This window comes from Mucilaginibacter lappiensis (assembly GCF_900155965.1).
Classification (GTDB): Bacteria; Bacteroidota; Bacteroidia; order Sphingobacteriales; family Sphingobacteriaceae; genus Mucilaginibacter; species Mucilaginibacter lappiensis.
The window spans coordinates 1-22,856 of sequence record NZ_FTMG01000020.1 but is presented as its reverse complement, the minus strand read 5'-3'; the positions used below and the strand labels follow the sequence as shown (position 1 = coordinate 22,856).

At 44.4% G+C, this 22,856-nt stretch carries 18 protein-coding genes and 1 pseudogene; 3 read left to right on the top strand and 16 right to left on the bottom strand.

The features are described 5' to 3' along the window. Positions 1 to 100: 100 nt before the first annotated feature. From BW976_RS26055 to BW976_RS26020, 8 genes are all read right to left on the bottom strand, one after another. The gene (locus tag BW976_RS26055) at positions 101 to 850 is read right to left on the bottom strand and encodes a 1-(5-phosphoribosyl)-5-[(5-phosphoribosylamino)methylideneamino]imidazole-4-carboxamide isomerase (RefSeq protein WP_076378121.1); all 750 of its coding nucleotides are present in this window, start codon (positions 848 to 850) and stop codon (positions 101 to 103) included. Between the two features lie 5 nt (positions 851 to 855). Continuing rightward, a complete protein-coding gene (hisH, locus tag BW976_RS26050) occupies positions 856 to 1,446 on the bottom strand; it encodes an imidazole glycerol phosphate synthase subunit HisH (RefSeq protein ID WP_076378119.1) in 591 nt (196 codons plus the stop codon). Between the two features lie 83 nt (positions 1,447 to 1,529). Further along, positions 1,530 to 2,672, bottom strand: coding sequence for a bifunctional histidinol-phosphatase/imidazoleglycerol-phosphate dehydratase HisB (gene hisB, locus BW976_RS26045; RefSeq protein WP_076378117.1), 1,143 nt, complete (start codon positions 2,670 to 2,672; stop codon positions 1,530 to 1,532). Continuing rightward, the gene (hisC, locus tag BW976_RS26040) at positions 2,669 to 3,715 is read right to left on the bottom strand and encodes a histidinol-phosphate transaminase (protein ID WP_076378115.1); all 1,047 of its coding nucleotides are present in this window, start codon (positions 3,713 to 3,715) and stop codon (positions 2,669 to 2,671) included. Before hisC ends, hisB begins: the two co-directional genes overlap by 4 nt. Before the next feature lie 87 nt (positions 3,716 to 3,802). Further along, complete coding sequence (gene hisD, locus BW976_RS26035) at positions 3,803 to 5,092, bottom strand: histidinol dehydrogenase (RefSeq protein WP_076378113.1); 1,290 nt, start codon at positions 5,090 to 5,092, stop codon at positions 3,803 to 3,805. Positions 5,093 to 5,205: 113 nt separating this feature from the next. Then, positions 5,206 to 6,057, bottom strand: coding sequence for an ATP phosphoribosyltransferase (gene hisG / locus BW976_RS26030; RefSeq protein WP_076378111.1), 852 nt, complete (start codon positions 6,055 to 6,057; stop codon positions 5,206 to 5,208). 344 nt (positions 6,058 to 6,401) lie between these two features. Beyond that, positions 6,402 to 7,916 carry a hypothetical protein gene (locus tag BW976_RS26025; RefSeq protein WP_076378109.1) on the bottom strand — a complete coding sequence of 505 codons (1,515 nt, stop codon included), beginning with the start codon at positions 7,914 to 7,916 and terminating at the stop codon, positions 6,402 to 6,404. A gap of 153 nt (positions 7,917 to 8,069) precedes the next feature. Next, positions 8,070 to 8,561: a D-glycero-alpha-D-manno-heptose-1,7-bisphosphate 7-phosphatase gene (locus BW976_RS26020; RefSeq protein ID WP_076378107.1), complete on the bottom strand. Its 492-nt coding sequence runs from the start codon at positions 8,559 to 8,561 to the stop codon at positions 8,070 to 8,072. Between the two features lie 394 nt (positions 8,562 to 8,955). Here BW976_RS26020 and gltB point away from each other — a divergent pair, with 394 nt between their 5' ends. Continuing rightward, positions 8,956 to 13,473: a glutamate synthase large subunit gene (gltB, locus tag BW976_RS26015; protein ID WP_076378105.1), complete on the top strand. Its 4,518-nt coding sequence runs from the start codon at positions 8,956 to 8,958 to the stop codon at positions 13,471 to 13,473. A gap of 6 nt (positions 13,474 to 13,479) precedes the next feature. Continuing rightward, a complete protein-coding gene (locus BW976_RS26010; RefSeq protein ID WP_076378103.1) occupies positions 13,480 to 14,958 on the top strand; it encodes a glutamate synthase subunit beta in 1,479 nt (492 codons plus the stop codon). A gap of 187 nt (positions 14,959 to 15,145) precedes the next feature. Here BW976_RS26010 and BW976_RS26005 read toward each other — a convergent pair whose 3' ends face one another. From BW976_RS26005 to BW976_RS25990, 4 genes are all read right to left on the bottom strand, one after another. Further along, entirely contained in the window at positions 15,146 to 15,583 is a 438-nt protein-coding gene (locus tag BW976_RS26005; RefSeq protein WP_076378101.1) for a carboxymuconolactone decarboxylase family protein, read from the bottom strand. Positions 15,584 to 15,666: 83 nt separating this feature from the next. Beyond that, positions 15,667 to 16,248 carry a Crp/Fnr family transcriptional regulator gene (locus BW976_RS26000; protein ID WP_245834786.1) on the bottom strand — a complete coding sequence of 194 codons (582 nt, stop codon included), beginning with the start codon at positions 16,246 to 16,248 and terminating at the stop codon, positions 15,667 to 15,669. A gap of 146 nt (positions 16,249 to 16,394) precedes the next feature. Continuing rightward, positions 16,395 to 16,820, bottom strand: a complete 426-nt coding sequence (locus BW976_RS25995) for an SRPBCC family protein (RefSeq protein ID WP_076378097.1) — start codon at positions 16,818 to 16,820, stop codon at positions 16,395 to 16,397. A 66-nt stretch (positions 16,821 to 16,886) separates the two neighbouring features. After that, entirely contained in the window at positions 16,887 to 17,198 is a 312-nt protein-coding gene (locus tag BW976_RS25990) for an ArsR/SmtB family transcription factor (protein ID WP_076378095.1), read from the bottom strand. Between the two features lie 182 nt (positions 17,199 to 17,380). Between BW976_RS25990 and BW976_RS25985 the strand changes: the two genes are divergently transcribed. After that, positions 17,381 to 17,914, top strand: a complete 534-nt coding sequence (locus BW976_RS25985) for a DUF4142 domain-containing protein (protein WP_076378093.1) — start codon at positions 17,381 to 17,383, stop codon at positions 17,912 to 17,914. Here the strand turns inward: BW976_RS25985 and BW976_RS25980 are convergent. The 4 genes and pseudogenes from BW976_RS25980 to BW976_RS29600 all read right to left on the bottom strand — a co-directional run. Then, positions 17,906 to 19,108, bottom strand: a complete 1,203-nt coding sequence (locus tag BW976_RS25980) for a DUF763 domain-containing protein (RefSeq protein ID WP_076378091.1) — start codon at positions 19,106 to 19,108, stop codon at positions 17,906 to 17,908. The two genes, BW976_RS25985 and BW976_RS25980, sit on opposite strands and share 9 nt — an antisense overlap. 469 nt (positions 19,109 to 19,577) lie before the next feature. Then, positions 19,578 to 21,491, bottom strand: coding sequence for an AMP-dependent synthetase/ligase (locus BW976_RS25975; RefSeq protein WP_076378089.1), 1,914 nt, complete (start codon positions 21,489 to 21,491; stop codon positions 19,578 to 19,580). A 216-nt stretch (positions 21,492 to 21,707) separates the two neighbouring features. Further along, complete coding sequence (locus tag BW976_RS25970) at positions 21,708 to 22,304, bottom strand: short chain dehydrogenase (RefSeq protein WP_076378241.1); 597 nt, start codon at positions 22,302 to 22,304, stop codon at positions 21,708 to 21,710. A gap of 241 nt (positions 22,305 to 22,545) precedes the next feature. After that, positions 22,546 to 22,856, bottom strand: a pseudogene (locus tag BW976_RS29600) (hypothetical protein); the annotation flags it as partial.

The following is a 22,856-nucleotide window of genomic DNA, read 5'->3' as shown; positions in this document are numbered from 1 at the left end:
AATATGTCATTGCGAGCGTAGGGTGGCAATCTCCTAACTATAATGAGGAGATTGCTTCGTGCCTCGCAATGACATGTGAATTAGTTTGAAAGGGGGCGTTTTAAATCGATATCAACGATTCCAAGTTCCAGTTTTTGACGTCTTCGATGGAGATGTGACCTTCGTAAATGGCTTTGCCCACTACGCATGACTCGACTTTAAGGCGACTCAACTGTTCGATATCTTTCATGGAACTTACACCGCCCGAAGCAATCAGCTTAATAAAAGGTGAATGATCCAACAGTTTTTCGTACAGCTCGATACCTGCACCACCCAGTTTGCCGTCTTTATTGATGTCGGTACACAGAAAGCGGAAAAAGCCCAGCGCTAAACATTTATCAACGTAATCCATCAGTTTAATGGGCGAACTTTCCATCCATCCTGAATATTTGATCACCTCGTCGAGCACATCGATGGCTATAACAACTTGGTCTGAGCATTTATCGCGACCGCAGATAGAGGAGCCTAATTCGGGTAAAAAATCGGGGTTGGTAAGGGCTTGTGTACCCACAATAACGCGATGAACGCCGGCATCTATCAACTCTTTCACTTTGTCAATGCTGCGGATACCACCGCCGTATTGCACTTTCATATCGGTTTTGCGGATCACATCAAACAGGTATTGCTGGTTGCTGAAGTCGTTTTTGGCGCCGTTAAGGTCAATAATATGGATGAAATTGGTACCATTACTTTGGTAGCGCTCAATCATTTCTTCCAATGTAACATCGTATTCTGTTACCTGACCATAATCGCCTTCACGCAAACGCACCACCTTTTTATTCAATATGTCAATAGCAGGGATAATGTACATGTCTTTTATAGTTTAGAGAAGTTAGTTAATAATGTTTCGCCGTACACTCCTGATTTTTCGGGGTGAAACTGTACGCCATAAAAATTATCATGCCAAATTGATGCCGAAAATTCGGTGCTGTAATTGGCTGATAATAACGTGTATGTTTTGTCATACTCAATAAAGTATGAATGTACAAAGTAAAAATGTGAACCCGACGGTATATTTTTAAATAACGGGTTGTCTTTTTCAGGATACACCTGATTCCAGCCGGTGTGCGGCACTTTATAATCGGCACTATCCTGAAATCTTAATGTTTTGATTGGGAAGATATTTAACAGATCGGAATTGCCTTCTTCGGAGTAGGAGGTAAGCAGCTGCATGCCCACACAAATTCCTAAAGTAGGCTTTTTAAGTTCCTTAATAGCAGGTACCAAACCTGTTTTCTCCAGCTTATCCATGGCCGCGCCGGCATGCCCAACCCCGGGAATAATATAGCGGTCGAACTTTTTAAAATCCTCCTGGCTATTGATAAAGCCATAAGGAATGCTCAGCCGCTCCAAAGCCGCGGTTAAAGAAAATATATTACCTGCGCCGTATAAAATTATACCTGTCATTTTTTTGTTTAGAGTCAAGATATAAGAGTCAAGAATCAAGAAAGAAAAACATCTTGCCTCTTGATTCTAATCTCTTGTCTTTCTTATAGTACCCCTTTAGTACTTGGTAAAACCATCTTATCTACATCACGTTTTACGGCCATTTTTATTGCCTTGGCAAACACTTTAAATATAGCCTCAATTTTGTGATGCTCATTTTGCCCTTCGGCTTTAATGTTCAGGTTGCATTTAGCTGCGTCTGAGAATGATTTGAAGAAATGGTAAAACATTTCTGTTGGTACATCGCCCACTTTTTCGCGGTTAAATTCAGCTTCCCAAACTATCCAGTTACGACCGCCAAAATCAATGGCTGCTTGTGCCAGACAATCGTCCATAGGCAGGCAAAAACCGTATCGTTCAATACCTTTTTTATTACCTAAAGCTTCCGCAAAAACTTCGCCTAAGGCAATGCCGGTATCTTCAATGGTATGATGCTCGTCGATATGCAGATCGCCTTTGGCAATTACTTCCAGGTCGATGCTGCCGTGGCGAGCTATCTGATCCAGCATATGATCAAAAAAATGCAGACCGGTTGATACTTTGGCTTCGCCGGTACCATCCAAATTTATTTTAATGTAGATGTCAGTTTCCTTAGTGGCACGACGGTGTTCAACCACACGCTGGCCCAATTTCAGGAACTCGTAGATTTGTTTCCAGTCGGTAGTTTCCATGGCAATGGTATCGCCGATATGATCGGCTTCGGTAAACTCAGCACCACCCAATCCCGATTCATTATTGATCCAGATGGCTTTGGCGCCTAAGTTACGGGCCAGCAGTACATCGTTTTTACGATCGCCGATGGTAAACGAACCTTGCAGATCGTATTTCTCGGTATCGAAATATTGGGTAAGCAGTGCAGTGCCCGGTTTACGGGTAGGTGCTTTTTCGGCCGGGAAAGTACGGTCGATCACGATGTTATCGAACTTAACACCCTCGGCTTCAAATGTTTTCAGGATAAAATTATGCACTGGCCAAAAGGTGTCTTCCGGGTAAGATGCTGTACCCAAACCATCCTGGTTGGTGATCATCACCAGTTCAAAATCAAGCTCTTTGGCAATTTTGGGCAGATAAGTTAAGGCGCCGGGATAAAATTCCAGTTTTTCAAAAGAATCGATCTGCTCATCGGCAGGTTCTTTGATCAGGGTGCCGTCGCGGTCAACAAATAATATTTTTTTTAAATTACTCATTTAAAGTTTTGTAGGGTTTGGAGTAAAGTGGTGTTTTCATCAGGCGTACCAACAGTAATGCGCAGGCAGCCTTCGCAAAGCTCCACTTTGGAACGGTTGCGTATAATGATGCCTTTGCTCACCAGATAATTGTAGATCTTGTTGGCATCGGTTGTTTTCACGAGGATAAAGTTAGCATCCGATGGGTAAATATCCAGCACAAAATCAAAATTCTTGAGTTCGAGCACCAGCCTGTCGCGCTGTGTAAGCGTTTCTTTGATCCAGCTATTGATCTGGTCGATATTGGACAATGCCTCCAACGCCAGTTGCTGGGAAGCTTCGTTCACATTATAAGGCGGTTTCACCTTGTTCATCACCTCAATGATCTCCTCGCTGGCAAAGGCCATACCCACACGTAAACCAGCTAATCCCCAGGCTTTTGACAGGGTTTGTAAAACGACCAGGTTGGCATATTCGGTCAACTCCTGTATAAAAGTCTTTTGGCGACTGAAATTGATATAAGCTTCATCTACAATTACCAGGCCGTTAAAATTGGCCAGCAGGGTTTCTACATCGGCACGGTTAATGGAGTTACCGGTTGGGTTATTGGGTGAACAGATAAAGATGAGCTTGGTATGTTCGTCGATAGCTTCGGCAATGCCTTCCAGGTTAAGTTGATAATCTTCGGTGAGCAAAACCTTGCGAGCCTCTACATCATTAATATTGGCCGATACCTGGTACATGCCATAAGTAGGGGGCACGATGATTACATTATCTACACCCGGATTGCAGAAACTGCGGAAAAGGATGTCGATAGCCTCATCACTGCCGTTGCCTACAAAAATATTGCGGGGTGGTACGCCTTTAATTTCGGTGATTCGTTTTTTTAACTGGTACTGTAGAGGGTCGGGATAGCGGTTAAACTGCTGGTTAAGCGGCGACCCGAACGCGTTTTCGTTAGCATCCAGAAAAACACTCGCCTCACCCTGGTACTCATCACGTGCAGAGGAGTAGGGGGTAAGGTTTTTGATGTTTTCTCTGAGTATATTGTTGATATTGTACATTATTCTTTCAAACTTTTCCTGTCATTCTTAGCGTAGCGAAGAATCTAATCGCCGAATAGATCCTTCGTTCCTCAGGATGACAAATTTTTAATTATTGTTAGTCCTTATACTTACCGCATTCCTGTGCGCATGCAAACCCTCCAACTCGGCCAAAATTTCAACACTTGGGCCAATGTTCTGAATCCCTTCACGGGTGATATGCTGAAAGGTGATCTTCTTGACAAAGGAATCAACTGATACACCTGAGTAGGCCCGGGCATAGCTGCTGGTTGGCAAGGTATGGTTGGTGCCCGATGCATAGTCGCCTACGCTCTCTGGTGTTAAATTACCCAGGAATACCGAGCCGGCGTTAATGATAAAGGGAACGATCTCTTTCCACCTTTCGGTAGCTAGTATCAAGTGTTCAGGTGCGTATTGGTTACTGAAATCCATCGCTTTCTCTAAAGTGGAGGTAACCACGATGTAGGAGTTATCAATAGCCAGTTTGGCTATTTCGGCACGGGGTAAAGTGGGTAACTGTTTCTCCACTTCGGCCAGTGCTTCCTGTGCTATTTTGGCAGAGGTACACACCAATACCGACTGACTATCAATACCATGCTCTGCCTGTGCCAAAAGGTCGGCGGCGATGTAAGCCGGTGTAGCAGTTTCGTCCGCAATCACCAAAACTTCTGACGGGCCCGCGGGCATATCAATAGCCGTTGTAGTGGTCGATTGGATAATAGTTTTTGCTTTGGTAACAAACTGATTACCAGGGCCAAATATCTTATCAACTTTAGTGATGCTTTCGGTTCCGTAAGCCATGGCAGCTATAGCCTGTGAACCACCAGCCAGGTATATTTTATCGATACCCAATAGCAAGGCTACATAAGCTATAAAAGCATTCACCTTGCCGTTTTTTTGCGGCGGCGAACACACCACAATTTCATGACAGCCGGCTATGCGGGCCGGGATACCCAGCATTAAAAAGGTACTTGGTAAAACAGCAGTTCCCCCAGGAATATACAGGCCAACTTTTTCAATCGGCCTTAACTCGCGCCAGCAGGTAACGCCGGGCATGGTTTCAACCTTATCTTCAGTTTTTACCTGTGCCCGGTGGAACTTATAGATGTTATTGTATGCCGTTTCCAGCGCGGCTTTTTGCTCGGCAGATACCGACTCGGCCAGTTCTTCCAGATCGGCTTTGTCCAGGTACAGGTTGCCTAATTCAACCTTGTCGAATTGCTTGGCATAATCATACAGGGCACGGTCACCATGCTGCTGTACATTATCAATAACTTCCTCAACAATGGTGCGGATCTCATTAGCCGGGTCAACATTACGCTGAACCAGTTTCTGGATATCGGTGCTACTTAAATCTGAATAATTATATAGTCGCATATAAGCCCCCTCTAAATCTCCCCCGGTAGGGGAGACTTTTTGATTTTATGTTTAATAGCCCCAATTAATTAAAGCCCTCCCTTCCGGGGAGGGTTTGGGAGGGGCTGGCCGCCCTACAATATTATCTTTTCAATTGGCATTACCACAATGCCTTGCGCTCCGGCTTGTTTCAGCTGACTTATCCTGTCCCAGAAATCGCGCTCAGGGATTACCGTGTGCACCGCCACCCAGTCGGCCTCAGCCAATGGCACTACCGACGGACTTTTTACGCCCGGTAATAAAGCGGTTACTGCTTCAAGGTTACCTACATGAACGTTAAGTACCACATACTTAGTTTCTTTGGCACGCAAAACAGATTGGATACGCTGAATCAATTCCTGTACCAGGTGGTTATCTTCGATGGTTTTGCAGCCGATAAGTACAGCCTCTGATGACATTACATCGGCAAATGGTTTCAGTCCGTTGCTTTTTAGGGTACCACCAGTTGAAACCAAATCGCAGATAGCATCGCTCAAACCCAGACCAGGAGAAATCTCCACAGAGCCGGAAATAGTACGGATATCTGACTGAATGCCTTGCTCTTTAAGGAATTTACCTAAAATAACAGGGTAGGTAGTAGCGATAGCTTTGCCATTCAGGTCGCTCAGGTTTTGAATATCGTTGTTGTTGGGTACGGCTATTTTTAGTGAGCATTTGCCAAAACCCAAACGTTGCAGGTAGCTTACCTCTACTTCGGTTTCCTGTATCACGTTTTCGCCTACGATACCCAGATCGGCAATGCCATCCTGAACGTATTCGGGAATGTCATCATCGCGCAGGAAAAGGATCTCTAAAGGGAAGTTGGAAACGGGGGAGATAAGCGAGCTTTTGTAATTTTCGAAATTTAAGCCGCAATTTTTTAATAATTCAACAGATTTTTCGTTGAGACGACCAGATTTCTGGATCGCTATTTTAAGTGTTTTCAAAAGATTGAATTTAAGAAACTATGATAAAAAAGAGTATAAACGGAGGTTGTTATTTCGCGTAGAAACATACATATTAGCTGATCACCACATGGTGGTGATGCAGATGAAGATGATGTAGTGCGATGCCGTTCATTTTTATATAGTAAAACTATGGATTAGCTGTCGCAAATATAGACAGATGTTTTTTAAATCAAAATTTATTTTGATTTCGGATTTCGGATTTCGGATTTCGGATTTCGGATTTCGGATTTCGGATTTCGGATTTCGGATTTATTTTAAAATTTAGGATTCAATGGATCTATTTTCCAATTCGTAAATCCGAAATCGAACATCCCAAATCCAAATTACTCCTCATACTCGTAAATAGCACCTTCTTCACCAAAATCCTTGATCAATTGGAGTGATTTTACTTTTTGGATATCTTTTAGATTGATCAGCTCCGGGTTTTCCAGTACGTTGAACCAGATGAGGTAAAAATGTTTCTTTTTGTAGAAACTGGCAATGTCTTTTTTAAAGAACCTATGCGGCACCAGGTATGACGACATGCCCGAGAAGAAATAAACAGCCTCATGCGCATCGGTATAAATGGTAACCTTTGGCTTAAACATGCTTTTATCAATCTGTTTCAGATAAGCGGCAAAAGGCGATTCGAGCCAGCTATCATCAGTGTAACCGGGATTACCATATTGGTCGGCTATCTGGTCGCTGTAGCGGGCTTTGTCAATCAAAAACTCTTTGGTTACAAAACCCAGCATCATTATTATAAATATAGCGGCCACTATGCGGTTGGTAGTTATATTGGTGATCTTCTTGAGGATGAGCAAGCCCCAACTGGTATAACCCCAAAGCGCCGGAATAAAAATAGGTGCCAATAAACGGTGATTGATACGCTCGTAGCGCGAAAAGGTGGAGGAAATGAGAATGAACAAGCCATAAACCAAAGCAAAGGTAATGGCCAGATTTTCAAAACTATCCAGCTTGCGGCGATAGTAATTGTAAGCCAGCGCCGCTATAAAACCCAGTAACATGATGGTAGCAATCGGCGTAGCCAGGTAATATTGATTTGCGGTGAAGCCCATCCAGTCGCACATCACAGTACCAAAATAGTACAGGTTTTTACCAAAGGAAGTGATAGAAGGCTCCCGAGGCCCGGTCGTAGTGCCAGACATAAAGGCATTAAACAACAGGTTACTCACCAGCAGCGATATACAAACCAATCCATATATAATAATATGGATTATCTTCTTTTTAAGCGGAAGTACCCGATCCAGCAGTAAAAGCAAACCGCCGGTGCCCACAATGGTAACCGCGGCATAACGGGTAACACAGCCTATGGCAGCAATAATGGCGGCTACTAATAGCGGTTTAAGGGTGTGTTTTAAAAGATATTGCCTGAAGGCTACCAGGAACATCAGGGTTTCGAGAATAAACAAAGTCTCAGACCATAAATAGGAGTATACCTGCAGCAAGGCTGGGCTTAGTATAATGGCCACCAGTATCAGCCATTTATAAATGCGCGATGTAGGCACAAAGCGGTGCATAATCCACCCACTGAAGTATATTAAGGTGGCAAACATCAACCCGTTCAATACCGATCCAAAAATAACCGGATCAATACGGGTAATGAATTTGATAGCGCCCAGGAAAATAGGATAGAATACCGGGAAATCAACTATGGGCAGGTGATTAAACGTTTGCAGCGTGCCGTTGGTGTTCAGACTACGGGCAGCGCTCACATACATTATCGAATCTGGTGAAATACCGATACCGCTATAACTGCAAAATATACGCACAGCAAAAAATCCAAGCAGCGCGGCTATAAAAGTATCGTAGTTTTTTAAATAGCGGTTTAGTTGCATGTGTGATGTTGCTGGTTAATAGTGGTAAAAGTTGTACAGGCCAAAAATGTTTTAAAAAAGTTTAAACCAGCCCCCTCTAAATCTCCCCCGGAAGGGGAGACTTTTGGAAGATATTTTAAAGCCCTCCCTTCCGGTGAGGGTTGGGTGGGGCTCTTAATTAATCAAATCCAGCACCGTACTTATCGGCTGATCGCTGTCTATTAATATACCTTTAACACCGGCGGCTGTTCCGGCTTCCACATCACGCTCACGATCGCCAATGAAATATGACTTTGACGGATCGATATCATATTTGGCAATACCTTGTAATAATAAACCCGGTTTGGGCTTGCGGCAATCACAATCGCCGGTAAACAAGGGATGGTGCGGGCAATAAAAAAAGTCGGTTATCTCTACACCGTGTTCGTGGTAGGTTTCTTTCAGCAGACTATGCATTTTAGCGAGCTCCTCTTCGGTATACCAGCCTTTGGCCAGGCCACCCTGGTTGGTTGCTACCAACAAAATGTAACCGCGATCCTGCAGGGTTTTCAGTGCTTCAAAATTATCCAGGATATGAAAATCCTCCAGACGGCGCACATAGTCGCCCATTTCCTGGTTAAGTACCCCATCACGATCTAAAAAAACGGCTTTATTTTTTGCTGGCATCAGTTTTAAATTTTGTGCGAAGTTAACAATTCTAAAATTTAGGTTAAATGTAGCCTTAACGTAGATGATACACTATTTTAAATTGAAGGTTATCCTATAGGATACATAGATAAATTGCACAAAATTAAATTCTGTTATAATAATAATTACCGCTGCTATAACTGAATATTGCTTTGTTTGTGCAACTTTATATCGATTCTAAATAACAAAATGCCGTGTTTGATTTAGGTAATCATAATAATCTATATTTTTTGTTATGGATTTGTTAAATGAACATTGCTTTGGTAATGGATTTTTTAGAGATTTTGAAAAATAACCGATGATTTTATAATTTATGTAGTATTTAGTAATTTCGTAGTTACACCCTTTTTATAAAACTGGTTTAAATTTTACGATGAATCAAACTGAGAGCCACCAGGGCCTTTACCGGCCAGAATTTGAACACGACTCCTGCGGAACAGGATTTATAACCAATATTAATGGTCATAAATCATACCAGATCATTGATGACGCGTTGACCATGCTCGAGAACATGGAACACCGCGGCGCTTGCGGATGCGATCCTGAAACCGGCGATGGCGCGGGTATATTAATACAACTACCACATGAATTTTTCATGGAAGAATGCTCAAATCTGGAGATCAGCCTGCCTGAACCCGGTGAATACGGTGTGGGGATGATATTTTTTCCGAAGGATTCGGCACAAAAGAAAGCCTGCCGCAATGCGATCACCAATGCTATTGAAAAGCTGGGCCTGATCAAATTAGGTTACCGTAAGGTAAATGTTGACTCAATGGCCGTTGGCGAAACCGCCCGTCAGGCCGAACCGGATGTGGAGCAGATTTTTATTGCCCGTCCTGGAAGCATTACCAATGCCGATGATTTTGAACGTAAACTGTTTATATTAAGAAGGTATATTAACAAAACCATCGTTGAAACTATTCCCGGCGCTGGTGAACATTTTTATTTTACATCGTTATCATGTAAAACCATCGTTTACAAAGGGCAGGTTACTACCTATCAGCTGCGTAAATACTATTCAGATTTGAACGATCCGCGTATCGCATCTGGCTTTGCCATGATCCACTCGCGTTTCTCTACCAATACCTTTCCGTCATGGAAACTGGCGCAGCCATTCCGCCTGATTGCTCATAACGGTGAGATCAATACCCTTACCGGTAACCTCAACTGGTTCTATTCTGGCTTAAAATCTTATGCTTCGACCTATTTTAGTGCCGAAGAGATGGAAATGATCATGCCGGTGATCGACAATAACCAGTCCGACTCTGCTTGTCTGGATAATATCATCGAGATCTTACTACACTCCGGTCGTTCATTGCCACATGTGATGATGATGCTGGTCCCTGAAGCATGGGATGGCAACGAGCAGATGGATCCGGTTAAAAAAGCATTCTACGAATACCACGCTACGTTAATGGAGCCATGGGATGGTCCTGCCGCTATCTGCTTTACCGATGGTAAACTTGTCGGTGCCGTGCTTGACCGTAACGGTTTACGTCCGCTGCGTTATGTGATCACCAATGATGGTCGTGTAATTGCCGCTTCCGAAGCCGGTACTTTAGCTATTGATGAGAGCACCGTGTTACGTAAGGGTCGTTTACAGCCAGGCAAAATGCTGCTGATTGATACCGAGCAAGCCCGCATTATTACTGACGAAGAGATTAAACAACAAATTGCCACACAGCAACCTTATGGCCGCTGGCTGGAGAATTATAAAATAAACCTGAGCGAACTGGCCGAACCACGTCTGGCATTTGCCAGTCTTTCGGAGCCTGCCGTGTTCCGTTATCAGCAGGTTTTTGGTTACAGTCGTGAGGATATTGATACCATCATTAAACCGATGGCGGTTGACGGTAAAGAGCCTATAGGTTCTATGGGGACGGATGTGCCATTGGCTATCCTGTCTGATAAACCACAACACCTGTCAAGCTATTTTAAACAATTTTTTGCCCAGGTTACCAACCCGCCGATAGATCCTATCCGCGAGCGTTTGGTGATGAGTTTAGCTACCTTCATCGGTAACAACGGTAACCTGTTGGATGAAGATAAAATGCACTGCCATTGCGTAGTGTTAAAACACCCGATATTAAAAAATCACCAGTTAGAAAAACTACGCAGTATTGATACCGGCCTGTTTCATGCTAAAACCCTGCAAACTTATTTTAATGCCGATGGCATGCCGGGGTCGTTGGAAAAAGGTATAGCCAGGCTTTGCCGCTATGCTGAAGACGCGGTCGATGATGGTTTTGAGGTATTGATCCTTTCAGACCGTGCCATTGATTCTGAGCATGCGCCTATACCATCGTTGCTGGCCGTATCTGCCGTACATCACCACCTGATCAAAAAAGGTCGTCGTGGCGCTGTAGGTTTGGTTGTGGAAACCGGCGATGCCTGGGAAGTACACCACTTTGCCTGCTTGCTGGCCTTTGGTGCAACAGCTATTAATCCTTACCTGGCACTATCAACCATTGAAACTGTTAAAAACAATGGCAGCCTGGAAACCAGTCTGGACATCAAATACCTGCTTAAAAACTATGTGAAATCGGTAAACGATGGTTTGTTGAAGATCTTCTCCAAAATGGGTATCTCTACTTTGCAATCATACCACGGTTCGCAGGTGTTTGAAATATTGGGTTTAAACCAATCGGTGGTCGACCGTTATTTCTCTGGTGCAGTTACTCGTATTGGTGGTTTAGGACTGGATGAAATTGCACGCGAAGCCCTTTGCAAACACCGCATTGGCTTTAGCGCCAAAGCGGCAGATAATTTACTGCCCGAGGGTGGTATCTACCAGTGGAAACGCAGGGGCGAGGCTCACTTGTTTAACCCAACTACCGTACACTTATTACAGCATGCTACCCGTACCAATGATTACGAGGTATATAAAAACTACGCTAAAGTAATTAATGAGCAAACCGAAAAGCATTTCACCATCCGTGGGCTGCTTGATTTTGCCCATCACCGTGAGGCCATCAGCATTGATGAGGTTGAACCGGCCGAAAACATTATGAAACGCTTTGCAACAGGCGCCATGTCATTCGGTTCTATCTCGCATGAAGCGCACAGCACCATGGCTATCGCTATGAACCGTATAGGCGGTAAAAGTAATACCGGCGAAGGCGGTGAGGACGAAATGCGTTACGAAGTATTGCCAAACGGCGATTCTATGCGTTCGGCTATCAAACAGATCGCTTCGGCACGTTTTGGGGTGACTTCCAATTACCTGACCAATGCCGATGAACTACAGATAAAAATGGCCCAGGGTGCAAAACCGGGCGAAGGCGGACAATTACCTGGTCATAAAGTTGATGACTGGATCGCAAAAACCCGTCACTCAACACCGGGCGTTGGTTTAATATCTCCGCCGCCGCACCACGATATTTATTCTATCGAGGATCTGGCGCAACTAATTTTCGATTTAAAGAATGCTAACCGTGCCGCACGTATCAACGTAAAACTGGTTTCAAAAGCCGGTGTTGGTACTATTGCCGCGGGTGTTGCCAAAGCTCACGCTGATGTTATCCTGATTGCGGGATATGATGGTGGTACAGGCGCATCGCCTATAAGCTCAGTAAAACATGCGGGCTTACCATGGGAGCTTGGTTTAGCCGAAGCTCACCAAACACTGGTACGCAACAAATTGCGCAGTCGTGTGGTATTGCAAACAGATGGTCAGTTAAAAACCGGCAGGGATTTGGCTATTGCCGCCCTGATGGGTGCCGAAGAATGGGGTGTGGCTACTGCTGCTCTTGTTGCCGGTGGCTGTATTATGATGCGCAAATGCCACCTGAACACCTGCCCGGTAGGTGTGGCTACACAGGATCCTGACCTGAGAAAATTATTCTCGGGCAAGCCTGAACACGTGGTTAACCTGTTCAAGTTTATGGCAGAAGAACTTCGTGAGATCATGGCCGAATTGGGCTTCCGTACCATTAACGAGATGGTGGGCCGCGTTCAGTTCCTGAAAGTAAAAGACCACCTGGATAACTGGAAAGCTAAAAAGATCGATCTTTCTGGCATCCTGCACCCGGTAAACAATACCAAAGGCATGACCCTGTACAACAGCGAAAGCCAGGATCATGGCATGGCCGATATACTGGACTGGAAACTGGTTGAAAGTGCCAAAGCTGCTTTGGAAGATAAAACCCCGGTATTCGCTTCATTTGATGTGATCAATGTTAACCGTACCATCGGTACTTTGTTATCAAACGAGGTATCCAAAAAATACGGATCAGCAGGATTACCGGATAATACTATCAACTATAAATTCAAAGGCTCGGCCGGGCAAAGTTTTGGCGCGTTTGCCACCAAAGGTTTATCTTTTGAGCTGGAAGGCGAGGCTAATGACTATGTAGGTAAAGGTTTATCTGGAGCACAGCTGGCTATTTACCCGGCAGGCAACTCCACATTTGTACCGCAGGACAATATCATCATTGGTAACGTGGCCCTGTATGGCGCTACGTCCGGCGAATTGTTCATCGGCGGTATGGCAGGCGAGCGTTTCGCGGTACGTAACTCGGGTGCTACAACAGTAGTTGAAGGCATAGGTGACCATGGTTGCGAATACATGACCGGTGGCCGCGCGCTGATACTGGGACAAACAGGCCGTAACTTTGCGGCAGGTATGAGCGGCGGTATAGCCTGGGTATATAATCCAGAGGGTACTTTTGCCGAAAACTGTAACACGGAGATGGTTGATCTTGATCCGCTATCGTTACAAGATTCGGAGCAGATACAAACTTTGTTACGCAAGCACATCAGCCTAACCGGCAGCAAGCTGGCTCAACAGATTCTGAATAACTGGGCGCAAGCATCTACACAGTTTGTAAAAGTGTATCCAAAAGAGTATAAAAAAGCAATAGAGAAATTACAATATCAAACAATAGGCTAAATTTCAATGGGAAAACCAACAGGATTTCAGGAGTTTAACAGGGAATTACCAACCAAGGTTCCCGCTGCTGAACGCGTAAAAAACTATAAAGAGTTTGTTAATTTATATACAGACGAAAAGCTGAACCAGCAATCGGCCAGGTGTATGAATTGCGGTATTCCGTTTTGCCATTCGGGATGCCCGCTGGGAAACATCATCCCTGAGTTTAACGATGCGGTATATCGTAAAAACTGGGAAGAAGCGTACCATATTTTATCATCAACCAATAACTTCCCTGAGTTTACAGGCCGCATATGCCCCGCTCCGTGTGAGTCGGCATGTGTGTTGGGTATCAACAAACCCGCTGTAGCTATTGAGGAAATTGAGAAACATATCATCGAGATCGCTTACCAGAAAAACCTGGTGAAACAAACCGCACCGCTGGTTAAAACCGGTAAAAAGGTAGCTGTGGTAGGTTCAGGTCCGGCAGGACTGGCTGCAGCCGCGCAGTTAACGAAAGCAGGCCATGCCGTTACCGTTTACGAACGCGATGATAAGCCAGGAGGTCTGTTACGTTATGGCATCCCCGATTTTAAATTGGAAAAATGGGTTGTAGAGCGCCGTGTTGAGGTGATGGAAAAAGATGGTGTTGTATTTAAATGCAACAGCGAGGTTGGCGTTAATGTTGCTGCTGATGAACTGGTACGTAATAACGACGCCGTAGTATTGGCAGGTGGCTCAACCGTACCACGTAACCTGAACATCCCGGGGCGTGAGTTAAAAGGTATCCACTTCGCGATGGACTTTTTGAAACAGCAAAATAAACGCGTAAGCGATATCCAGGTTCAGGGTGAAGATATATTAGTTACCGGAAAAGATGTAGTAGTAATTGGCGGTGGCGACACCGGTTCTGATTGCGTGGGTACATCAAACCGCCAGGGTGCAAGCTCTATCAAACAGTTTGAGGTGATGTTTCAGCCGCCTGAACAACGTACTAAGCATATGCCATGGCCTACTTATCCCATGGTGATGAAAACCACCAGCTCGCACGAAGAAGGCGCTGATCGCTTCTGGGGTGTAAACACACTGGAGTTTTTAGGCGACGAAGAAGGTAACCTGAGAGCGCTTAAAGTAGTTGATGTAGAGTGGGAGCAGGATTTTCTGGGTCGCCCGGTAAAATTCAATATCGTGGAAGGTTCTGAGCGCGAAATACCTTGTCAGCGTGTATTCCTGGCTATGGGCTTTTTACATCCACAGCATGTAGGTGTAATACAGCAATTAGGTGTAGAGCTGGATGAACGTAAAAATGTAAAAGCGAAAGAAGGTGTTTACCGTACCAACGTAAGCAAAGTATTTACCGCAGGCGATATGCGTCGTGGGCAATCATTGGTGGTATGGGCCATATCTGAGGGCCGCGAAACAGCCCGCAAGGTTGATGAGTTTTTGATGGGGCACTCTGTGCTCGAAAGCAAAGACGCCGTTAATCAATTTGATCAAGTATTTTAATTAGTGTTCTAATTTGAATTATAAATCCAAATCCAAAAGCCGGGTTCTTGAAAAAGACCCGGCTTTTTTGGTTGAAAAAGATTGTCATCTCGATACGAGGAACGAGTGAGAGATCTTTTACGTTGTTCAGTCGCATGCAGAATATTTCTCCTCGTACCTCTTTCGAAATGACAATTGTTTTTTTGTTTTACAAACCTGGCTGCATCCCGGTGGCAATACCTATCCGGTTCCAGGCATTGATAGCGATGATGGCTATGATTACCTGTGCCAGGTAATGTTCATCTAAGATGCTTGCGGCAGCTTCGTAGGTTTTGTCTGATACATGGTTTTGTATGAGGGTAACTTCTTCGGTTAAAGCGAGTATGGCACGTTCTTCTTCGGTAAAAAAAGGCGTCTCGCGCCAGGCGTTCAGGGCGTAAATGCGTTGTTCGGTTTCACCGGCTTTACGGGCATCTTTAGTATGCATATCAATGCAATAAGCGCAGCCGTTTATTTGTGAAGCACGTATTTTGATTAGTTCTTTATGAGTTTTGGTTAAGCCGGTACTATTCAGATAATGATCAAAACCTAACATGGCTTTGTATGCTTCTGGCTCTAATTTGGGGATGACGATTCTTGGTTTCATTTTCTTTATGTTTTTGTGATACCCAAAGTTGCGCACAAATACGGCCCCAAAAAATGAATCAAGATTAATAAATAGAGAGCTGGTTAAACTTTTTTTGCCCGTATCTTACTCATAAACTGTGGCGTAAAACCCAGGTAAGATGCCAGCATATATTGCGGTATGCGCTGTATAAAATCGGGAAAAAGGCTGCTGAAATGGCGGTAACGCTCTTCGTCGCTCATGCTGTAAATGTATTCGATGCGCTTTTGAGAAGCGGTAAAGGCTCTTTGCTGCACTATCCGGAAGTAACGTTCAAGCCGTGGGACTTTTTCAAAAAGTTCTTCCAATTTGAGTTTACTGATGCTGATGACCTCGGAATTTTCGACCGCCTGGATGTAATAATTGGAAATTTTATTGCTCTCCAGGCTGCCATATTCGCTCATCCACCAGTTTTCAATAGCAAACTGGGTTATTTGTTCGTTAAGTTTTTTGTTGATGAAATATAGTCGCAGACAACCTTTGCTCACATAATACAGCTCACGACAAACCTGATCGGGTTGCAGTAAAAAAGCTTTTTTCTTAACCTGCTTTACAGATACAACCGAATTGATCAGCTCCACATCGGTATCATGAAGCTCTATGAATTTTTTGATATGGGTGGTAAGGTTGTCCAACATAACGTTCATTCGAAGATAATGATAACAAACCAAAATGTCATTTCGATACGAGGAACGAGTGAGAAATCTTATACGTTGTTTAGGCGGGCGCAGAAGATTTTTCGCTATAGCTCAAGAGACAGTTTCTCTCTCCGTTCGAAATGACAATTTTTCTATTACGCCTTCTCTACATATTTCTTTAGCATACGCCCTACAATCTCGGTCCAGCCGGCGGTAAAGCTTTCTCTCGCGAAATCTTTTAGCGGCGGGAAGGTTTCCAGGCCGGTATGCGTTAGTACAAGCCTGGTTTTATCGCCTTCGGGGAATAATTCCCAGGTAACTACGGAATCTCCCTCGTAATCTTGATATCGCCAGGTGTGCGATAGTTTTTTGCCTTCAATAACCTCAATTACCCGGCACAGATGTATGTATGTTTTTTCCTCGCTTCCACCAGTGAAAGTAAATTCAAAACCCACTACCGGTTTAAAATCAGGTATGTCAAAATACCATTTCTTCATTTGGTTGTTATCGGTAATAGCCTGCCAAACGCGCTCAGCAGGGGCATTGTAAACTCGGTCGATCACAAAGGGTTGTGCGCTCATAAATGCTCATTTTTAGGTTTATAATTTATGTTTAGCTTTCAGCTTTATGCATTTTGCTTTTAGCTTCTATTTTTCTTTATCCAGAAAATCGCCCAACGCATCCAGTTTCTGCATCCAGAATTGGCGATATTGTTCGGCCCAGTCTGTCACCTCCTGTAGCTGGCGCAAATCGGCCTGACAAAACCGTTCGCGGCCCTGTTGTTTAATCACCAGCAAACCGCATTCGGTTAATATTTTAATATGTTTTGATACCGCTGGCCGACTGATGTCAAAATTATCGGCCAGGGCGTTTAAATTCATGTTATTGTGGGCAATCAAATTGATGATCTCGCGCCGGGTAGGATCGGCAATGGCCTTAAAAACGTCTCTCTGAAGCATAGTTAATAGTATTTGAAACCTTTAGGTTACAAATATAAATGAAACCTTTTGGTTACGCAATAGGAAAATAAAAAAACTGAACAAGTAACAATTGGGATGGATAGCCTGATTATAGATGCTTTGTTAAACCAGATGGATTAATTTTTGTTAAACTTTAAGTGTAAACCACAAGTTAATCGTAAATGAAGCAGATAGCAGGAATATTAACAGGATTGATAGCCCTGGTTTTAATACAGGGCTGCACAGGTAGTCAGCATCCCAATAATTATAATGACAAGCCATTGGTGGATGATAAGGGGCTGGTTTTTCTGAATAGCGGAACGGAAACAGGGCTTACTATGATCAAAATTTCGGGTTTGCCGGTATCAAACTCTAAAAACCAGCAGGTTATCCAGTTTGCCCAAAAGATCAACGGGGATAATACAAAGCTTGTTGCCGAGCTGAAAAAAATGAAGACCGATAACTTTGTAAGCTCTGAAGATTCAATAAGTGACAAACATCAGCAAATGATAAGCCGGTTAGCGAAAATGCATGATGCCCCATTTGACAAGGTCTGTTTGCAGGAAATCATTAATGGGCAGCAACAGCTTATCAGTTTATTTGAGCACGCCACACATAACGGCAATGCCAATGTGGTGGATTTTGCCAAGATCAAATTACCCGATTTACGGGCAAGACTGGAGTCGGAAAAGACTTTGATTACCGTATTAAAATAACTTCAGTTGTTGCTGTACCGGCGGTTTGGCCCGGCCCATTACCGTGCGACCGCCATATTTCCAGGAATCCTCACGCTCACGGGTTATTACCTGCTCAAAATTGGCGTTGGGGGTGAAATCCTTTTCGGCGTTTTCGGCTATTTTCGACAGGCGTTTGATGGCTTCGTTCTTTTCCGATTGGCCTATTTTAGCCTTGTAAATCGCGTTTTGCAAGGTGCTGATGGTTTCGTCATAAACCTTGGTAGGCACGGGGAAAGGGTGACCATCCTTACCGCCATGCGCAAACGAAAACCTGGCCGGATCTTTAAAACGCGACGGTGTACCGTGGATTACTTCGCTCACCAGGGCCAGCGACTGTAAAGTCCGCGGTCCTAATCCCTGCAACAATAGTAACTCTTCAAAATCGGCGGGCTGCTTTTCATGAGCCAGCCACAGTACAGCGCCCAGCCTCTTTAGATCGACATCTTTGGCGGTAACGTGGTGGTTGCGTGGCATCACCAGTTTGTTGATCTCCCGCAGCATCTGATCCGGATGTTCGGCGGCTATCTGCATCACCCCATTTCGGGAGCTATCGGCCTGCTTATCGGTCATGTTGAGGATAAGGCCATGATTTTGCCCATAAATAAACGTATGCGGATCGTTAACAAAAGAGGTTAACTGTTCCGAATGCCAGTGATACCTGCGTGCCGTACTGCTGGCATCGCTCATACCCTGCTGAACCACTGCCCATTTACCGGTATCGCTCAGTATAAAATTGTGGAGGTATAACTGAAAGCCATCCTGTATGGCGGTGTTATCCACCTTGGCGCTCAGCTTGCTACACTTAACCAGGTGGTTACCATCGAGCCCTATGGTTTCGCTGATCTTCATCAACTCAGCCGGGGTTTGTTTGGAGTATTTGCCCTTACCGCCGCAAATATAAATACCCAGTTCGCGGCTATGCGGATTAATGGCGCGTTTGAGTGCGCCCATCACTGAGGTGGTAATACCCGACGAATGCCAATCCATACCCATCACTGCACCCAGGCTCTGAAACCAGAATGGATCGCTCAGGCGACGGAGTACCTCATCTTTGCCGTAATCCATCACAATATTCTCCACAACGGCAAGGCCTAGTTTAGCCATACGCTCGGCAAGCCATTGCGGCACATAACCATAATGTAAGGGCATGTCGGCACTCCCGGATCGTTTCATGCTAACAAAGTTAGTAAAAAAGACCGTTGATTTTTTTCTGAACCTTGATTTTCCTGATTGTAGGATTTCTTGATTTAATCAGTGTTTTTAGAAGCCAGGGATGTGCGATTCCTTCCCTCTCTCGGGGAAGGGGCAATGTCATTAAGTTAAGCACATGGATCCCCACCTAAATCCTCCCCGGTAGGGAGGACTTTAAAAAATTGAAGCTAAGTCTCCCCTTCCGGGGGAGATTATTACATGAGGGCTTCGCCGTTTAGAGGGGGCTTTTGCGGAATTGCTTTTGCGTTTCCCCTTAACTTAATGACATTGTGGGAAGGGGAGGAAGGGGTTTCATCAACTATGGTTTATCGCTTTTATAAACCCCTCCCTGCCTTTGCGCTCATGTCAACTGCACCCATCCCGTGGGGAGGGAACTTATCAAAGCATATCGATCAGCGAAATCAACGTAATTAGAAGAAAAATCAGCGGTCTAGTCAGCTTCTGTTTCCTGCAAATACATTTCGTCAATGTCTGCGGCGTATTTCTTTTCGATCACCTTGCGTTTGGCTTTCATGGTGGGGGTTATCTCCCCATCGTCCATGCTGAAGGGGTTGCGTTTTACCTTGAATGCTTTGATGCGTTCAAACTTGGCCAGTTCATGGCTCAGCTTGCGCAGGTCCTGGCCAATCCAGTCAACCAGTTCTTTATCTTCAATAAACACATCTGGCTGTTCAAAAAATGCGTCTTTGAGGCCAAAAGTTTCCTGCATGGTTTCGCGCGATGGAACGATGATCGCCGTGATATACTCACGTTTATCACCCACTAAAAATATCTGTTCAATTTTAGGACTTTTGAGATAGGTATTCTCTACCGGGGTAGGGTATATATTTTTACCATAGGCATTCACGAGCATGTTCTTCAAGCGGTCGGTTATTTGAAGGTTACCGCGATAAAACCTGCCAATATCGCCGGTATGGAACCAGCCGTCTTTATCAATCACAGTAGCGGTTTCCTCGGGTTTGTTCCAGTAGCCTTTCATTACACAATGCCCGCGTACAATGATCTCCCCTTCTTCCGATTCCAGATCTTCCTTAAAGTTATCGTGCGTTTGTATGGTATAAATATGCTGCGTTTCTACATTTTGAATAGCAACCTCAATACCCGGAATAATACGGCCAACGGTGCCATATATTACACGGTGATATTCGGTAACGGCCATAACCGGCGATGTTTCTGTTAAGCCAAAGCCTTCCAGTATCACAATGCCCAAATCGCCAAAAAACTCGCCAATGTTGCGTGGCAAAGCGCCGCCTCCAGATACCATGAACTTGAGGCGACCACCGGTTTTCTCCTTAATCTTGCTGAATACCAGTTTTTCGGCAATTTTATGCTGATTTTTTAAAATGATACCCGGTTTTTTATCGGCCTCTTTAACCAAGCGGTATTTTTTGCCGATTTCCAGAGCCCAAAGGAAAATTTTTGATTTTACGCCTCCGGCTGATGTACCATTTTTGATAGCCTTATCATGGATACGTTCCAGTAATCGCGGTACGCAGCATAGTACGGTTGGTTTTACCTCGGCCATGTTTTTGGCCAGCAGTTCCAGGCTTTGTGCAAAGGCTATGGTACAACCTTTCGACAGGCAAATATGGTAAGTGGCCGTACGCTCAAATACGTGTGACAGTGGCAGAAACGAAAGGAACAGATCTGTTTTTTCGATATACGGAATCTGGATCAAGCTGTTGATCACGTTTTGGGTAAGATTATGGTGCGTCAGCATAACTCCCTTAGGGATACCCGTAGTGCCCGATGTATAGATCAAGCAGGAAATATCGGTGGTTAAAATAGCTTCGCGTGCAGCGCCGATGGCATGTTTATACTGATCAACCAGGGCAAGGCCTTCCTGTATCACCTGATCAAAGCCTACAACGCCTGCATTTAGGTTCAGTTTGTCGCTGAATTTTTCAAAATCATCAAAAGCCGGTATAATGCGGATCAGCGACTCGCAGTTATTGGCAACTCTTAAAACTTTCCTTAAAAGAAAGGGATTACCCACTAAAATGGTTTTAGCACCAGAATCATTGAGGATGTATTCAATCTCACTTTCACTAAGCGTAGGATAAATGGAGGTGTTAACAGCGCCTATCTGTTGCAGGGCCTGGTCATAATAAACATAATCCGGACCGTTCTCGATAATGAGCGAAAGACGGTCGCCTTTTTGCACGCCCATGCGCAGGAACCAGGCCGATATGGCGTCTATTTTCTCTAATGCCTGTTTATAAGTGATTTCAACCCAGGTATCTTTTACCTTGTGCATTAAAAAAGTATGACTATCGGGATGGACATTGGCTACAACGTTGCGTATAAAACCGGGAATAGTTGAAGATTCAATTAACTGGCTCATTAAATTAAGAAGGATTTACAAACATCAAACTTATGTTTTTTATGGGTAAAACTCAAATGAAATGCTGTATATCCCCACTTTTGGGGAGAAGGGGGCTGATGTGATGGATTAGGCGGCGCGTAATCATAAAAAATACTTGTCATTCTGAACGGAGTGAAGAATCTAATAGCCGACAGATTCTTCACTCCGTTCAGAATGACAAAGCGGGTACCTATTTTACCAAACCTGTATCACCTGCCCGGTTAACGCACCAAACACGCTTTTGTAGTAGGCATTCGTTACTCTATCCATAGTTACAGGGATATGACCCGGAAAGTAGGAGAAGTAGCCAGGAGCATCTTCTACCACGCCGGCGCTTATGGCATTGATACGTACACCATTTTCCAACTCAATAGCCGCGGATTTGGTAAACGCGTTAATTGCTCCGTTCACTGCTGCCGGGTTTACACCAAGTAAAATAGGATCGTCTGATAAAATACCGGAGGTAAGGGTAAATGATCCTTTAGCGTTTATATAATGCTGACCGATCAATACCAGGTTTACCTGTCCGCGTACTTTGCTTTGCAGACCGATGTCGAAATCTTTGATGGTCATGGTTTTGAGCGGGCCAAAATACGCGTTGCCGGTAACGCTGATTAAGGCATCAAAATTGCCTGTCTGTTTGTAAAATGCCTCGATAGATTCGGTACTGCTGATATCTACCTGGATATCGCCGCTTTTGGAGCCTGCGGTAATGATCTCATTCTCGCCGCGAAGAGCCTCTGTTACTTTTTTGCCTATAGTGCCGCTGGCACCTACAATAATTATTTTCATACAGGATACTGTGTTTTTTAGGAATTGACGGTTTTGGTTTAAATATAAAACACCGCAGTTTAAGGATAAAATTTTATAGAAAAATGATAGCCGTGTCAAGAAAGTAAAACAGGGACGGGAATTTTGAAAGAGCGAAGAGCAAAATTTACTAATTCTTTGTTATCCTGAGGAACGAAGGATCTATTCTGCGTGAGACGAAGTTGAATAGTAGATCCTTCGTTCCTACCCATGACATACTTAATTAAGCAGGTACAAGTTTCATATCTAATTCGAGGGCTAACTTTTCTAAGCGCTTCTTTTTCTGCTGGATAAGGATCGTTTGATAGGCCTCCATACCTCTTTCAACGAACTCGTTTCCCTTGACGATCAGGCGCCAATATTGAGCGGCAAGTTTTCTTGCAGTAGCCTTTATGGCGACTGCCGGCCCTTTACGTCCCCTTAGCCGCCTGGCAAACGCACCCCAGCCAATGTATTTGCTGTTCAGCAAGCCCTGGGCCATTTGTTTGAAGATCTGACCGACGGCAGGTTTACCCTTACTTTTACTTTTGTTCT